A 15,892-nucleotide genomic window follows, 5' to 3' on the forward strand; every position below is an offset into this window, starting at 1 on the left:
CATGCATCTGCTCAGGACCCAGCCCGGCGGTTTCGTGTCGGATGACAACATTGCCGACCTTGGACAAACCCCCGCCGAGCTGGTGATCCTGTGCAGCGGCGACTCAAGCCTCGCGCTGCTCGCCGAGGCGGCGCAGCAGTTGCCCGACGATTACCCCAGCGTGCGCCTGGCCAACCCGATGCAGGTGCAGAATCACGCGTCGGTCGACTTGTATGTCGACGAAGTGCTGCGCCATGCCAAGGTGATACTGATTTCGCTGCACGGTGGCATCGCCTATTGGCGTTACGGCGTCGAGCAACTGGTGCAACTGTCGGAGCGCGGCGTGCAACTGATTCTGGTGCCCGGCGATGACCGCCCGGACCCGGAACTCAGCGAGCTGAGCACGGTGGCTGCCTGCGACCGCGATCGACTCTGGCAGTTTCTGCGTCAGGGCGGCATGAGCAATGCTCTGGATTTTTTCCGCTGTCTCGCCAATCGTTGGCTGGATCGCGACTACGCCTGGGCCGAGCCGCAAACCCTGCCGCGCACGGCGATCTACCACCCGCACAAAAGCCCCGCTGAACTGAAGGATTGGCAAGCCGATTGGCAGGCCGATCAACCGGTCGCGGCGGTGCTGTTTTACCGTTCGCATCTGCAAGCGGCGAACACCGGTTTCATCGATGTTTTCTGTCAGCGTTTGCAGGCGACGGGGTTGAACCCGTTGCCCATTGCCGTGGCCAGTTTGAAAGAGCCCGGCTGCCTGACGGTGGTCGAGGACTGGCTGGATGAAGTCGAGGCCGGCGTAATTCTCAATACCACCGGTTTCGCGCAATCCAGCCCCGAAGCGCCGCACCTGCGACCGTTTCGCCGCAACATCCCGGTGATCCAGGCGATCTGCGCCCAGGACAACGAACCCGATTGGCGCGCCAGCGAACAGGGCCTCGGTCCGCGTGATCTGGCGATGCACATCGCGCTGCCGGAACTGGATGGCCGAATCATCAGCCGACCGATCAGCTTCAAGGACCTGGCTTGGCGCAGCGAGCGCAGTCAATCCGATGTGGTCTGCTATCGACCACAACCGGAGCGCATGGATTTTGTCGCCGAACTGGCGCGGCGCTGGATTGATCTGACGCGAGTACCCAACGCTGAAAAACGCATCGCCCTGATCCTCGCCAACTACCCGACCCGCGACGGGCGTATTGGCAACGGCGTCGGCCTCGACACACCCGCCGCCGCGCTGAACATCCTGCGTGCGCTGCATAAAGAAGGTTATCCGCTACCGGCGGAGTTGCCGGACACTGGCACCGCGTTGATCCAGCAATTGCTCGGTGGTGTCAGCAACGACCTCGACACCCTTGACCAGCGTCCATGTCAGCAAAGCCTGGCGATGGACGACTACAACCTGATGTTCAACGCCTTGCCCGAGTCCAATCGCCAAGCCGTGCTGGAACGTTGGGGCACGCCGCAAAGCGATCCGATGTGCCGTGGCGGGCGAATGATGATCGCAGGGCTACGTTTTGGCCTGACCTTCGTCGGCATTCAACCGGCGCGGGGTTATCAGGTGGACCCGAGTGCGGTGTATCACGACCCGGACCTGGTGCCGCCTCACGGTTATCTGGCGTTCTATTTCTGGTTGCGTAACACCTACGGCGCCCACGGCGTGATCCACGTCGGCAAGCACGGCAACCTCGAATGGCTGCCGGGCAAGGGCGTCGGGCTGTCGGAGAATTGCTGGCCGGATGCGCTGCTCGGGCCGCTGCCGAACATCTATCCGTTCATCGTCAACGACCCGGGTGAGGGCGCCCAGGCCAAGCGCCGCACCCAGGCAGTGATCATCGATCACCTGATGCCGCCGCTGACACGTGCCGAAACCTACGGCCCGTTGCGCAACCTCGAATTACTCGCCGACGAGTATTACGAAGCGCAATTGCTCGATCCGCGCCGTGCCCGGGAATTGCAGCGCGACATCCTGCAACTGGTGCGCGAGACGCACATCGACCGCGAACTGCAACTGGACGAGAAGCTCGACAGTGATGCCGATGCGGCGATCTGGTTGCCGCGTCTGGACACGTATTTGTGCGACTTGAAAGAGTCGCAGATCCGCGATGGTTTGCATGTGTTCGGCGAGTCGCCGACCGGGCGTTTGCGTATCGACACCTTGCTGGCCTTGCTGCGTATTCCGCGTGGCGATGGGCGTGGCGCCCAATCAAGTCTGCTGCGGGCGCTGGCCAAGGCGTTCGCGCTGGGCTTCGATCCGCTGGATTGCGCGCTCGCCGAATCTTGGACCGGGCCGCGTCCGATTGAACTGCAAACCCTCACCGATGAAGCCTGGCGCACAGCAGGTGATACCCGCGAACGTCTGGAACTGTTCGCCACACAGCTGATTGAGCAAGCCCTGAACACTGAGATTGAGCAACTGAACGCGCCAGGCTGGTCAGAGATGAAAGACATCGTCGACAGCCTGCGTGAAGTAGTCGCTCCACGACTGGACGCCTGCGGTCCGGCGGAAATGCGCGGTCTGCTCGACGCGCTCAGCGGCCGCTTCGTGCCGGCCGGCCCCAGTGGTGCGCCGAGTCGCGGTCGACTCGACGTGCTGCCGACCGGGCGCAACTTCTACTCGGTGGACGTGCGTAACCTGCCGACCACCACCGCGTGGCGCATCGGTTTCCAGTCGGCCAACCTGATTCTTGAGCGACACCTGCAAGACCACGGCGATCACCTGCGCCAACTCGGCCTGTCGGTGTGGGGCACCGCGACCATGCGCACCGGCGGCGATGACATCGCTCAGGCCATGGCGCTGATGGGCGTGCGCCCAGTCTGGGCGACGGGCAGTCAGCGGGTCGACGACTTCGAAATTTTGCCGCTGAGCCTGCTGGACCGTCCGCGCGTGGACGTGACCTTGCGCGTGTCCGGATTCTTTCGCGATGCCTTTGCCAACTTGATCCGTCTGTTCGATGCCGCCGTGCAAGCGGTCGCCGCCCTCGACGAGCCGGACGACCTCAACCCCTTGGCCGCCAAGGTGCGTGCCGAGCGCGAAGCGTTGATGCAGTCGGGGCTGGATGAAGACGCAGCCAAGCGTCAGGCCGGTTGGCGCATCTTTGGCGCCAAACCGGGTGCTTACGGCGCGGGCGTGCAGGGCGCCATCGAGGGTCGTCTGTGGCAAAGCCGCGAAGATCTGGCTGAGGTTTATCTGAACTGGGGCGGCTACGCTTACGGCGGTTCTGACGAAGGTACCGCGGCGCGAGAGCAGTTCGCGCAGCGCCTGAGCCAAGTGCAAGCCGTGCTGCAAAACCAGGACAACCGTGAACACGACTTGCTCGATTCCAACGACTATTACCAGTTCCAGGGCGGCATGCTCGCGGCGGTGGAAAGCCTCAGTGGTGAAGCCGCGGCCAGTTATCATGGCGATCACAGTCAGCCGGATCTGCCGAAGATCCGCACGTTGAAGGAAGAGCTGAACCGGGTGATTCGCTCACGGGCAGCCAATCCGAAGTGGATCGACGGCGTGAAGCGCCACGGCTATAAAGGCGCGTTTGAACTGGCGGCGACGGTTGATAATGTTTTTGCGTTCGACGCGACCACGCAACTGATCGACGATCACCAGTATGCGTTGCTGGCGGAGGCGTATTTGCTGGACCCGGCGACCCGGGATTTTGTTCGTGAGCATAATCCGCATGCGTTGCGTGACATGACCGAGCGGATGCTTGAGGCGCAGCAGCGGGGGATGTGGAAGGAGCCGGGCGAGTATCGGGAGGCGCTGGAGAATTTGTTGTTGGATATTGAGGAGGAGGGGTAGTGGTTGTTTCGGTATTTTTTTACAGCCTGAAATCCACCCCTCACCCCAACCCTCTCCCCACGGGGGAGAGGGGGAAAGGGAGCAGATCTCGGTAGTTTTCAGAAACTGAGTTCAACTCGCAATCGCAGGTCGCAGAATTTCTGATAGTCACCGCAATCAGTCCCCTCGCCCCTTTGGGGAGAGGGTTAGGGTGAGGGGCGATCCCTCTGACACCCCACCACCAAACCAACGACCACGGACCCAGACAAACCATGACCGACACCCCCCATTTCCCCCTCTCCGCCGTGGTCGGCGCCGACGATCTGAAACTCGCCCTCTACCTGACCGCCATCGACCCGAAAATCGGCGGCGTTCTCATCGAAGGCCCCCGCGGCATGGCCAAGTCAACGCTGGCCCGAGGTCTGGCGGACTTGCTGGCCAGCGGCCAATTTGTCACCTTGCCGCTCGGTGCCACCGAAGAACGGCTGGTGGGCACCCTCGACCTCGACGCCGCCCTGAGCGAGGGTCGCGCACAGTTTTCCCCCGGAGTACTGGCCAAGGCCGACGGCGGCGTGCTCTACGTCGATGAAGTCAACCTGCTGCCCGATCACCTGGTGGACCTGCTGTTGGATGTGGCCGCCAGCGGCACCAACCTGATCGAACGCGACGGCATTTCCCATCGGCATTCGGCGAAGTTCGTGCTGATCGGCACCATGAACCCGGAAGAGGGTGAGCTGCGTCCGCAACTGCTCGACCGTTTTGGCCTGAACGTCGCCCTCAGTGGTCACACAGCACCGACCGAACGCGGCCAGATCATCCGGCGACGGCTGGATTTCGACAGCGATCCCCACAGCTTCTGCGCCGAATGGGAAAGCCAACAGCAATCGCTGCGCGAACGTTGCCAGAGGGCGCGGAGCGCGCTGGCAAGTGTCCCTCTCGACGATCATGCGCTGGCACAGATTACCGAGCGCTGCTTTGCCGCCGGAGTCGATGGCTTGCGGGCCGACCTGGTCTGGTTGCGCGCGGCGCGTGCCCATGCAGCGTGGTGCGGGGCGAGCGCAATCTCCGAGGAAAATATCGACGCCGTCGCCGAATTTGCCTTGCGCCATCGCCGCCGCGAGCAGTCGGCACCCGCGCCGCAACACAGTCAGCCGCCCTCGACCCAAAATACCAACCCGAGCGAAGGCCAGGGCCAATGGGGGGAAATGCCCGCCCAGGCGTTACCGGTCGGCGCGCGACGTGAAGTGCCGAGCTGGCCAAAAAAGCCCTAGGCATTCGCCCTCGATCTGACGCGGAGGCGAATGCCAGACCCCGCGCCGGACGGCTGGACAATGGCAAGCAGGGTAAACGTCACGCGGCACGTAACGGCTCGATCAATTGGCCCGGCACATTGCTGAATGGCCGCCCGCGCCATCGCGACGATGTCTTGTTTCACTTGCGCACCCGTTCGCCCCACGAGCTGTGGCTGGTGATCGTCGACGCCTCGGCCTCGACCCGCCGCCATCAGGCGTTGAGCGATGCCAAGGGCTTGCTGGCGCAGCTGTTCGACGACGCCTATCGCCAGCGTGCGCGCCTGGCGTTGCTGACGGCCAGTGGCAATCTACCGAAATGGCAAGTGCAAGGGTTGAAAGCTTCCGCCGGTTTGCACAACTGGCTTGATGGCCTGGGGGCGGGCGGTGGCACACCGTTACTGGCGGCGCTGGGAGAGGCGGGGCAATGGCTGACAGCACGGCAAAAACGCTTTCCGGCGGAACAGCAGCGATTGTTGTTGGTCACCGATGGCCGATTGAAGGACTGGTCAAGGTTGTCGGCGCTTGATTGTCCTGGGCTGCTGATCGACATCGAACGCGGGCCGATTCGGCTTGGACGGGCTAAGGTGATGGCTGCCGAGTTGCAGGCCGAATATCAACATATCGATGATATGCAGTGAGCCGAAAAAATCACAGGAGTGAGTCATGCGCGTTCTAGCCGCCAACGATCAGGATGATTTCCGCGTCAAGGCTTACGCCGGTACCAATGGCGTACTGTTGGCCATGGACCTGGCCGAACCCCGCCGCAAAGGCCTCTTGGGTTTCGCCATCGAAAAACAGCAAGGCCCCAAGCCCTGGCTGTTCCTGTTCAACAAGCTGACCTTCCCCGGTAAGGTGCATACGTTTCCCCAGTTTCGCGCCACCCCCAGCGATATCGCGCCGTTGCAGAAATTTCGCTGGGCCGATTACGCGGTCAATCCGGGGATGACGATCCATTACCGAATCCACCTGGCTTACGGCACCGTTGATGCGCCGCAACTGGGTGAATACCTGGAAGTGACAGTCACTTCCGACAATGGACTGCCGAATAACCAAAGCGTGATCTTCAACCGTGCGGTCGCCGCCAGCCAAGCGTTCCAGCGTAAATTTCCCGAGCTCGACGCGTTGATCACCGCCAACAAGAACCTGCCCATCGAAGCCTGGCCGGATGCCCCGCGGCAATGGCTGGAAAACGGTTTGCTCGGGCGTCTGCTGGGTTTTATCGAGCGTGCGGTAGATGGCCAGTGGGCGCTGGACATTGCCATCTACGAGTATGAATTGCAGGCCATCGTCGATGCCGTCAATGCAGCGTTTGCACGTGGGGTGAACGTTCGCGTGCTGTATCACGCCCAGCGGGGTGATGAGGACACCACCATGAACGAGGCCAGCCTGGAAAACATCCCGGCAGAGAACAAGCGCGGCCGAGTCACCCATAACATCTTCCACAACAAATTCATGCTGCTGAGCCGGCTCGACGCAGCGGGACAGCGGCAGCCCGAAGCGGTGCTTTGCGGCAGCACCAATTTCACGCCCAACGGCGTCTACCGCCAGGCCAACGTGGTGCATGTGCTGGACGACACGCGAGTCAGCGCCAGCTATCTGCGCACCTTCGAGCAGGTCTGGGCTAACCCGGCGGATGTCGGCGCTACCCGAAACTGGCTCACGCAAAACAACCCGATGGATCCGCTGCAACCGATGTTCGCCGGGTTCTCACCGCGCTCGGGCAAAGGGGATCTGGGTGAGTTTGTCGAGATCATCAACGCCGCGAAAAAGGATGTGCTGTTCGTCACCGCGTTCGCCTTGCCCGACGACATCCTCAACGCCTTGCTCGGCCAACCCCACGACGACATTTTGCGTTACGGTCTGCAAAACACCGTCAGCCGGATCACCGGTTTCCACGCCGACCGCACCGCCGAATTCGCCGCCACCGCGCTGCTCAACACCGGGCTGGAAGGGTGGCTGCGAGAGAACATGAAAGGCCAGAAGGGCAACCTGCTGGTGCACACCAAAGCCGTCGTGACGGACTTCACCAGCGATGCACCGACGATCATCAGCGGCAGCCATAACCTCAGTGCCGCGGCCAGCAATGGCAATGACGAGAACTACCTGATCATTCGCGGTGATACCGATCTGGCGGATCGTTATGGTCTGGAGCTGCTGCGGTTCTACGAGCATTACCGCTTTCGCTATTTCGCCAAGAAACTCGCGCTCAAACAGGTCAAGCCGTTGGCGGCGGATGACAGCTGGACCGATGATTACTATCGCGCGGGGGATATGCGGATGCTGTCGAGAGTGCGCTTCTCGGGGCGATAAGCGCTATGACCTGTTCATCGCCTGCCGGTACTGGCGAGTACGCCGGGCGATGTGCACGCGGTCGAGAATCAACGCCCATATCGCCGAAACCTCGGGACGGGTCTTGCGCCCACGGCTCAGGCGATTGAGCTGGAACTTCACGACGGCCATGCTCGCCAGTGCTGCCAGGGGTTTGCGTTTCCAGCGAATCGGCGGCAGTTGCGGATGACTGTTCTGGCCTTCGCGCCAGCGTTTGACCAGTTGAGGTTCAATCGCGAGTGCTGTGCCGATTCCGGCCATGGCGATGCCGCTGTCGAGTACCTGTTCGACGATCGCCAGACGTCGAATCCCGCCCGTCACCATCACCGGCATGTTCGCCACACTGGCCAATTCTCCGGCCATCTCCAGAAAGTACGCTTCACGCGCCAGGGTCCGACCATCCCGGGCCTCGCCTTGCATGGCCGGGGCTTCGTAGCTGCCACCAGAGAGTTCCAGCAGATCGATCGGTTGATCGTTGAGCCACTCGATGACTTGCCGGGCATCGTCGGCGTCGAAACCGCCGCGCTGGAAGTCTGCGGAGTTGAGCTTCACCGCCACGCAAAATGTCGGCGACACAGACTTGCGCACGGCGCTGACCACCGCCAACAACAAGCGCGCGCGATTTACCAGAGAACCGCCCCAGCGGTCGGTTCGGCGGTTGGTCAAGGGCGAGAGGAACTGGCTGATCAGATAACCGTGTGCGGCATGAACCTGCACTCCGGTGAAGCCGGCCTTTTCCGCCAGGGCAGCGCTGGTGGCAAAGCGTTGAATGACGTCTTCGATGTCGCGCTCGCTCATGGGTTTGGGTTCGGCAAACATCTTCGAGAACGCGCCCAGGTCCAGCGCCACCGCCGAAGGTGCCAACGCTTGCTGGCCGAGGTTGGCCATGGTCTGACGGCCAGGATGATTGAGCTGCATCCAGAACTGCGCGCCACCGGCCCGGCCAATAGTTGCCCATTGGCGAAAGCGTTCAAGGTGCCGTTCATCTTCCAGCACCACACCACCGGGACCGGTCATGGCGCGGCGGTCGATCATCACGTTGCCGCTCAGCAACAATCCGGTTTCGCCTTCGGCCCACGCCTGATACAGCCGGAACAAAGCCTCTGCAGGTGCCTGCCCGCTGTCAGCGAGGTTCTCTTCCATCGCGGCTTTGGCGATGCGGTTGCCGATGGTCTGGCCGTTGGGCAAATTCAACGCTTGAAAGGGCGACATGCTTGACTCCTCATCAGTGATGAGTAGAGGCTAAGCTTAAAGTTAACTTTAATGTCAAGCAGGCAAATGAGGCTGAGATGAAAATTGGTGAATTGGCGCAATTGAGCGGGTTGAACGCGTCGCGCATCCGGTTTTACGAGGCTCAGGGTTTGATTCGGCAGGTGGAACGCCGGGCCAACGGTTACCGGCATTATCCCGACCAAGCGTTGCAAACCCTGAAGATCATCCTTTGCGCTCAGCAGGCCGGGTTCAGCCTGGAGGAGTTGAAGCAGTTGTTGCCGGACAGCGCGACCGGTGAGTTCAAGCAAGACGAATTGCTGGCGGGTCTAACGCGCAAAGTCGAACAGATTGAAGAGATGCAGCTGCACCTGGCGCAGAGCAAGGCGCAGCTGTTGGAGGTGATCGACAACATTCAATCTCGACCCGAGGGCATGGGTTGCGTAGCGAATGCCGAGCGAGTATTGGCGTCGTTCAAGCCTTAGCGCCGATGGCTGCGGTCGAGGGGGCGGGGATTGGATTGCGCATCAACGTGCCCACCACCAGCGCCCCCAACAATGCCAGCAAACCCGCCACCCAAAGCAGCAGGCTGAAACCACCGACGAAGGCTTGCCGAGCTAGCGGTTCGACTATCGGGCGAGCGGCTTCTGGCAGCAGGCTCATCGCCGCCGTCATGTCACCGGCCACCACCCGCGAGGCGATGCCCTGGGTTTGGCCGAGCCATTGCGCACCCTGTGCCGTCAGGCTCGTACGCAACAACAGTTCGGTATGACTGGACAGCAACGCGCCGAACACGCCAATGGCCAGCACGATGGCGCTGAAGCGCATGGTGGTGCTCATGCCTGAGGCCATGCCAGTGCGCTCCCGTGGCACGCAGGCCATGATGTTCTTTTGCGTATCGCCGTTGAGCAGCCCGGCACCGGCGCCGGTCACGGCAATCGCTAGGGCGAAGAGCAGGTAACCGCCGCTGCTGACCGCCCAGGCACTGAGCAGATTGCCGCTGCCGACCAGGGTCAAACCGGCGGCCATTAATGTGGCAGGGGCAAATCGACTCGCCAGACGTATGCCGATGCGCGGGCAAATCAGCATGGTCAGGGCAAACGGCAACATCCCCAGACCTGAAGCGATGGCCGAGAAACCCAAGCCATTTTGCAGGTAGAAGGGCAGCAGGGTCATCATCACCTGGGCGCAGCCGGCGTAGGCAAACATGCCCAATAGCGCGCCGATGAAACGCGGATGCTTGAACAGTTGCAGGTCGACCATCGGCCGCCGCTGCAGCCGTTCAATCACCACGAACAGCCCCAGCAACAAGGCGCCACCGATCAGCCGAGCGTAGGTCAGCGGATTGCTCCAGCCGATCCGGTTCGCCTCGATCAGGCCCCAGATCAGGCACAACAAACTCGCACTGAACGCCAGGCTGCCCCAGGGATCGAGGCGTGCGGACTGAGTGTCGCGGGACTCTGGCACGGCGCGCCAGACCATCACCATCAGGAACAATCCGACGGGCAGGTTAAGGTAGAAAATCCAGCGCCAGCCCATGTATTCGGTGATCAGCCCGCCGACCGTCGGCGCGGCGGTCATCGCCACCCCCATGCACGCGCCCCAGAACGCCCAGGCCTTGGCCCGTTCCACTTCATCATGAAAGGTGTGGCCGATGGAGGCGAGGGCCGAGGTCAGCAACAAGGCCGCGCCGACTCCCTTGATCGCCCGGGCGATGTCGAGGAACAACGCATTGGGCGCGGCACCGCAACCGATGGACGCGAGGATGAAAATGGCCAACCCGCAGAGCAGGGTTTTCTGCCGGCCGAAGCGGTCGGCGATGCTTCCGGCCGGCAACAAAAGGGCGGCGAAGGCCAGCATGTAAGCGCTGACCACCCATTCGATGTCGGCAAAGTTTGCCCCCAAGTCCCGGGCGATCGTGGGTAGGGTGACGGCAACAATGTTGGTGTCGAGAACGATCAGCGAGCAAACGCCTGAGGCTGTGAGTAATGTCAGTCGCGGGCTCACCTTGGGTTTGACGGGCATGGCAGCGTTTCTCTACTGTAAAAGTCAGTGCAGCTTATCGCCGGTTGCTACTGTCCTTGTTAGGTACGCCTTGTCACTTCATTACCTTTGAGCTAACGCCCCGATGGATATTCGCCATTTTCGCTATTTCCTCGCCGTTGCCCGGCAAGGCAACTTCACCCGCGCCGCCGAACAACTCGGTATCGCACCGCCGACCTTGACTCGACAGATCCAGGACATGGAGAACGAACTCGGCACGCGATTGTTCGTGCGCCAAACACGTGAAGTCAGCCTGACCGAGGCCGGCGCCGCGCTGGTGATCGAGGCCGAGGCGACGGTGCGGCAATTCGAATACGCTCAGTACAACGCCCAGCGTGCCGGGCGCGGGGATATTGGCCATATCGAACTGGGTTACGTGGCTTCGGCGGTGTATTCGGGCTTGCTGCAGAAACAGGTGCAATCCTTCAGTCGCGACTGTCCTGACGTCAGCCTGAGCGTACGGGAAAGTCCCATGGCGTCATTGCCGGTGATGGTGGTCGAGGGACGTTTCGATATTGGCTATGTCCGCTCACCCATGACCCTGCCTGACGGCCTGGACGCCATTCGCCTGGATGCAGAAGGTTTTGTGCTGGCGGTGCCTGCCGAGTCCTGGCTGTGCCGTCTGCCAGAGATTGCCCCGGAACATTTGCTGAACGAGACGTTCATCCTGCCGGAGCAAATCAGCGGCACTTTGCAAGTCGCCGCCGAGGGTGGATTTGCGCCGAAACTGGGGGCGCAACCGGGCGGGCTGGTGGCGGTCATAGCGCTGGTGTCGTTGGGGCAGGGCGTGGCGGTCGTGCCGGAATCGGTGGTCGGGCATGTCAGTCTGCCCGGTGTCTTGTACCGGCCGATCAAGGGGTGTGAGGCGAGCTCCTGGTTGTCGTTGATCCATCGGCGATTCGAGAAGTCACCCGCGGTGGAGCGGTATATCGAGCGGGTCAAAAAGTGCTGATTACAGATCTTGTAATGATTTCCGACTGTAGGAAATGTCGATTACGCCTGTACGCTCCAAGGCCTTTTTCCTTTCAGGACTTGCATGAACACCCTCTCGGAGCCTCCCGGTTATCCTTTCTCCTCGTGCTACCACGCGGTCTTGATGCACGCGAAGCATCCGGTCTTCCGACTTCCGAATCCCTTTGTCATTTCACCGCCACGGCCTCTGCGCCGCGCCTTGCCGTGCCTGGCTTTCTGAATTCACTGAAGAGATCGAGACGTTTTTATGGAATGGATAGCTGACCCCACCGCATGGCTGGGCTTGTTGACGTTGATCGTGCTGGAGTTGGTGCTGGGCATCGACAACCTGGTGTTTATCGCAATCCTTGCCGACAAGTTGCCGCCCGAGCAACGCGACCGTGCGCGGCTCATCGGTTTGTCCCTGGCGTTGCTGATGCGCCTGGGCCTGCTGGCGAGTATTTCGTGGCTGGTGACCCTGACTCAGCCGTTGTTCGAGGTGTTCGACAAGAGCTTCTCCGGCCGCGACTTGATCATGCTGTTCGGTGGTGTGTTCTTGTTGTTCAAGGCCACCATGGAATTGCACGAGCGACTCGAAGGCCATATCGGCCAGCGCGCGTCTAATGCGGCTTATGCGATGTTCTGGCCGATCGTGGCGCAGATCGTGGTGCTCGATGCGGTGTTCTCCCTGGATGCGGTGATTACCGCTGTGGGCATGGTCGATGAACTGGCGGTGATGATGATCGCGGTGATTATTTCCATCGGCCTGATGATCGTCGCCAGCAAGCCGCTGACCCGTTTCGTCAATGAACACCCAACGGTGATCATGCTCTGTCTGGGCTTTCTGATGATGATCGGCTTCGCGCTGACCGCTGAAGGCCTGGGGTTCCACATTCCGAAGGGATACCTGTACGCGGCCATCGGTTTCTCGATCCTGATCGAGATCTTCAACCAGATTGCCCGGGCTCGCCGTAAAAAATCGATGCAGGGCCTGCGACCGATGCGTGAGCGCACGGCCCACGCCGTGATGCGTTTGCTCGGTGGCCGCAAGCTGGCGGTGGAGGAGGTTGGCGAGGAGATTGCCGACATGCTGGACAATGGCGAAGCGCCGAGCGTAGAGCTGTTCGACCGTCGCGAACGAGTGATGATCAGTGGTGTTCTGCAACTCGCCGAGCGACCGATCCGCACCTTGATGACCGTACGCGCTGATGTGGATCACATCGACCTGTCCGACGATGCCGAAGTCATTCGCACGCGCCTGATGAATTCGTCCTATTCACGCCTGCCGCTGATTCGCGATGGCGCGGTGGATGAGCCGCTGGGCTTCGTGCACAAGAAGGAATTGCTCAAGGAATACCTGGCCGGCAACCAGCCTGGTCTTGAGCATTTGGCGCGCAAGACCATCAACTTGCTGGACAGTTACTCGATCCTCAATGCCCTGGAACAGATGCGCCAAGCCTCGACTCACATTGCGTTCGTGGTCAATGAGTTCGGTGACTTCGTCGGTGTGCTGACCATGACCGACATTCTCGAATCGATCGCCGGCGAGTTGCCAGACGCCAGCGAAATCGAGGGCCCGGATGTGGTCGAGGATAAGGGTGGGTTCATGGTCAGCGGCGCGTTGAACCTGGCGCGGGTGCGGCAGCGGACCGGGTTTGCGGCAGAGCCCACCGACGACTATCAGACCCTGGCCGGGCTGGTGGTGAGCCTGCTGGATCGCCTGCCGATGATCGGTGACAGCCATGAGTGGGAAGGCTGGCGGATCACGGTGGCGGCGGTTGAGGAGCGGCGGGTGACGCGGGTGTTACTGGCGCGAATCGACGGGTGATTTTTCGCAGACCTTGCAGCCCTCATCGCGAGCAAGCTCGCTCCCACATTAGGCCGTGTCTGTTCGGACAATTCGGTCAACTGTGGGAGCGAGCTTGCTCGCGATAACGATCTGTCAGACGACTTAAACAGCACTCCTGAAACGCGCTTTCAACAGGTCGCGTGCCCGAGGTGCGGTGCATAAAGTGCTGAAGGTTTTCTGCAGCCACGGCAAGTCGTGGTGAGGTTTGCGAGCCACATGTCTGGGCCTCAGCCTGCCGATGTGCTGAGCGAAGTCCTCTTCCAGGGTTTGCTGAGTGCCGATCCCCTTGAGTTTTTTCAGCAACTTCCCGTTCTTGTAAAACAGCACGGTCGGTGTGCCGGTAACGTCCGGATGCTGGGGGGAATCGCTGGTGTTCAGCATGTAGATTTGCGCGTGATGCCGATACGGCTCGGCGATCTGGCGAAAAATCGGTCCGGCCATTTCGCAGGCATAACAGTGTTGATTGCCAAAGTACAAGATCACCGGGCGCCAGGTGTTCAGGGCCTTGCGGTAGACCGGGGCCAGCGCTGAATGGGCGGTCATCGAGCTCATTGAAATCTCCTTTTTCACACGCGCATCGTGGGTTGGTTGACGGTAAAGGAGAGGGAGCGGCGGGTCTACTGTCAGAAATTACAGGTACCGCCCTGCTTCATTTTGAATCGCTACCTTTCAAATGTGGTGCAAGTACCCGTTCGTTGAGGCCAACGGTAGCGGTTCTCGCGTTGTGCGTTGGGTAACAGGTTTGTCTGTGCTTTACGCATCTTATTGATTCACCTTGCTTTTCAATCTCACCAACATCCCTCCCACAACCTGTGGCACACTTTCTGCTGTTTATTCCGTTGTTACATACCAATATCCGGTATAGCGGAATAAACATCACCCTGGAGTGCTTGCCATGCATCGCCGACCTACCTTGTTTAAAGCGTGTGTTTTTGTTCTCGCGGCTTCGGCTGCTGCCATGGGCGTGGCCCAGGCGGCGGACAGCAAGCTCGATAGCGTGCTGGCCCGCGGGAAACTGATTGTGGGCACGGGCAGTACCAATGCGCCGTGGCACTTCCAGGGTGCGGACGGCAAGTTGCAGGGTTTCGATATCGATATCGCGCGGATGGTGGCCAAAGGGTTGTTCAACGACCCGAGCAAGGTCGAGTTCGTGGTGCAGTCGTCCGATGCGCGGATTCCCAACTTGCTGACCGACAAGGTCGACATGAGCTGTCAGTTCATTACCGTCACCGCCAGCCGTGCGCAGCAGGTGGCGTTCACGCTGCCGTACTACCGCGAAGGTGTCGGCCTGCTGTTGCCGACCAACAGCAAGTACAAGGAAATCGAAGACCTCAAAGCCGCTGGCGACGGCGTGACCGTGGCGGTGCTGCAGAACGTGTACGCCGAAGAGTTGGTGCATCAGGCGTTGCCTAAAGCCAAGGTCGATCAATACGACAGCGTGGACCTGATGTATCAGGCGGTGAACTCCGGCCGCGCCGATGCCGCTGCCACCGATCAATCGTCGGTGAAATACCTGATGGTGCAAAACCAGGGTCGCTATCGCAGCCCGGCTTACGCCTGGAGCCCGCAAACCTACGCGTGCGCCGTCAAACGCGGCGATCAAGACTGGCTGAACTTCGTCAATACCTCCCTGCATGAAGCCATGACCGGCGTTGAGTTCCCGACCTATGCGGCGTCGTTCAAGCAGTGGTTCGGTGTCGATCTCCCAACCCCGGCCATCGGTTTCCCCGTCGAATTCAAATGATCCCGTGAGAGCGGGGTGGTCATAAATCGCCCCGTTCAAGGTACTGCTGACCATGAACTATCAGTTGAACTTTGCTGCCGTGTGGCGCGATTTCGACACCTTGCTGGCGGGGCTCGGTCTGGGCCTTGAACTGGCGCTGGTGTCGATCGCCATCGGCTGCGTGATCGGCCTGCTGATGGCGTTTGCTTTGCTGTCGAAGCACCGCGCGTTGCGAGTGCTGGCGTCGGTGTATGTGACGGTCATCCGTAACACGCCGATTCTGGTGTTGATTCTGTTGATCTACTTCGCCTTGCCGAGCCTGGGGATCCGTCTGGACAAGATCCCGTCGTTCATCATCACGCTGTCGCTGTATGCCGGGGCCTATCTGACCGAAGTGTTCCGCGGCGGGTTGTTGAGCATTCCCAAGGGGCAGCGTGAAGCCGGGTTGGCAATCGGTCTGGGCGAGTGGCAGGTCAAGGCGTACGTCACCGTACCGGTGATGCTGCGTAATGTGCTGCCGGCCTTGTCGAATAACTTCATTTCGCTGTTCAAGGACACCTCGCTGGCGGCTGCGATTGCCGTGCCGGAGCTGACTTATTACGCGCGCAAGATCAATGTCGAGAGCTACCGGGTGATTGAAACCTGGATGGTGACCACCGCGCTCTATGTGGCGGCCTGTTACCTCATTGCCATGATGCTGCGTTACCTCGAGCAGCGTCTGGCGATTCGCCGATAGGAGACCA

Annotated in this window: 12 protein-coding genes; 9 read left to right on the forward strand and 3 right to left on the reverse strand. The window is 60.9% G+C overall.

What is annotated here, in order from left to right; translation table 11 throughout:
* Position 1 precedes the first annotated feature (1 nt).
* The 4 genes from cobN to ACYZT7_RS13745 all read left to right on the forward strand — a co-directional run bounded on the left by cobN (position 2) and on the right by ACYZT7_RS13745 (position 7,356).
* On the forward strand, positions 2-3,775 hold the full coding sequence (cobN, locus tag ACYZT7_RS13730; protein ID WP_462041428.1) for a cobaltochelatase subunit CobN: 3,774 nt from the start codon (positions 2-4) through the stop codon (positions 3,773-3,775).
* A gap of 251 nt (positions 3,776-4,026) precedes the next feature.
* Entirely contained in the window at positions 4,027-5,025 is a 999-nt protein-coding gene (locus ACYZT7_RS13735; protein WP_462041429.1) for an ATP-binding protein, read from the forward strand.
* A 53-nt stretch (positions 5,026-5,078) separates the two neighbouring features.
* Complete coding sequence (locus ACYZT7_RS13740) at positions 5,079-5,684, forward strand: vWA domain-containing protein (protein ID WP_462041789.1); 606 nt, start codon at positions 5,079-5,081, stop codon at positions 5,682-5,684.
* 25 nt (positions 5,685-5,709) lie between these two features.
* Positions 5,710-7,356, forward strand: coding sequence for a phospholipase D-like domain-containing protein (locus tag ACYZT7_RS13745; RefSeq protein WP_462041430.1), 1,647 nt, complete (start codon positions 5,710-5,712; stop codon positions 7,354-7,356).
* Between the two features lie 3 nt (positions 7,357-7,359).
* Here the strand turns inward: ACYZT7_RS13745 and ACYZT7_RS13750 are convergent, their stop codons facing one another.
* Positions 7,360-8,586 carry an NADH:flavin oxidoreductase/NADH oxidase family protein gene (locus tag ACYZT7_RS13750; protein WP_462041431.1) on the reverse strand — a complete coding sequence of 409 codons (1,227 nt, stop codon included), beginning with the start codon at positions 8,584-8,586 and terminating at the stop codon, positions 7,360-7,362.
* Between the two features lie 77 nt (positions 8,587-8,663).
* Between ACYZT7_RS13750 and ACYZT7_RS13755 the strand changes: the two genes are divergently transcribed.
* On the forward strand, positions 8,664-9,068 hold the full coding sequence (locus ACYZT7_RS13755; protein ID WP_462041432.1) for a MerR family transcriptional regulator: 405 nt from the start codon (positions 8,664-8,666) through the stop codon (positions 9,066-9,068).
* Here ACYZT7_RS13755 and ACYZT7_RS13760 read toward each other — a convergent pair.
* Positions 9,058-10,608 (reverse strand): MFS transporter, encoded by a 1,551-nt coding sequence (locus ACYZT7_RS13760; RefSeq protein ID WP_462041433.1) that lies wholly within the window; start codon positions 10,606-10,608, stop codon positions 9,058-9,060. The two genes, ACYZT7_RS13755 and ACYZT7_RS13760, sit on opposite strands and share 11 nt — an antisense overlap.
* Before the next feature lie 103 nt (positions 10,609-10,711).
* Here ACYZT7_RS13760 and ACYZT7_RS13765 point away from each other — a divergent pair, with 103 nt between their 5' ends.
* Positions 10,712-11,578: a LysR family transcriptional regulator gene (locus ACYZT7_RS13765; RefSeq protein ID WP_462041434.1), complete on the forward strand. Its 867-nt coding sequence runs from the start codon at positions 10,712-10,714 to the stop codon at positions 11,576-11,578.
* 267 nt (positions 11,579-11,845) lie between these two features.
* The gene (locus ACYZT7_RS13770; protein ID WP_462041435.1) at positions 11,846-13,405 is read left to right on the forward strand and encodes a TerC family protein; all 1,560 of its coding nucleotides are present in this window, start codon (positions 11,846-11,848) and stop codon (positions 13,403-13,405) included.
* A gap of 123 nt (positions 13,406-13,528) precedes the next feature.
* Here ACYZT7_RS13770 and ACYZT7_RS13775 read toward each other — a convergent pair whose 3' ends face one another.
* Complete coding sequence (locus ACYZT7_RS13775; RefSeq protein ID WP_462041436.1) at positions 13,529-13,978, reverse strand: thioredoxin family protein; 450 nt, start codon at positions 13,976-13,978, stop codon at positions 13,529-13,531.
* Between the two features lie 343 nt (positions 13,979-14,321).
* Between ACYZT7_RS13775 and ACYZT7_RS13780 the strand changes: the two genes are divergently transcribed.
* On the forward strand, positions 14,322-15,170 hold the full coding sequence (locus tag ACYZT7_RS13780) for a transporter substrate-binding domain-containing protein (protein ID WP_462041437.1): 849 nt from the start codon (positions 14,322-14,324) through the stop codon (positions 15,168-15,170).
* A 52-nt stretch (positions 15,171-15,222) separates the two neighbouring features.
* On the forward strand, positions 15,223-15,885 hold the full coding sequence (locus tag ACYZT7_RS13785) for an amino acid ABC transporter permease (RefSeq protein ID WP_017339153.1): 663 nt from the start codon (positions 15,223-15,225) through the stop codon (positions 15,883-15,885).
* The last annotated feature ends 7 nt before the right edge of the window (positions 15,886-15,892 follow it).

The sequence above is a fragment of the Pseudomonas sp. RT4P38 genome, from assembly GCF_054897765.1.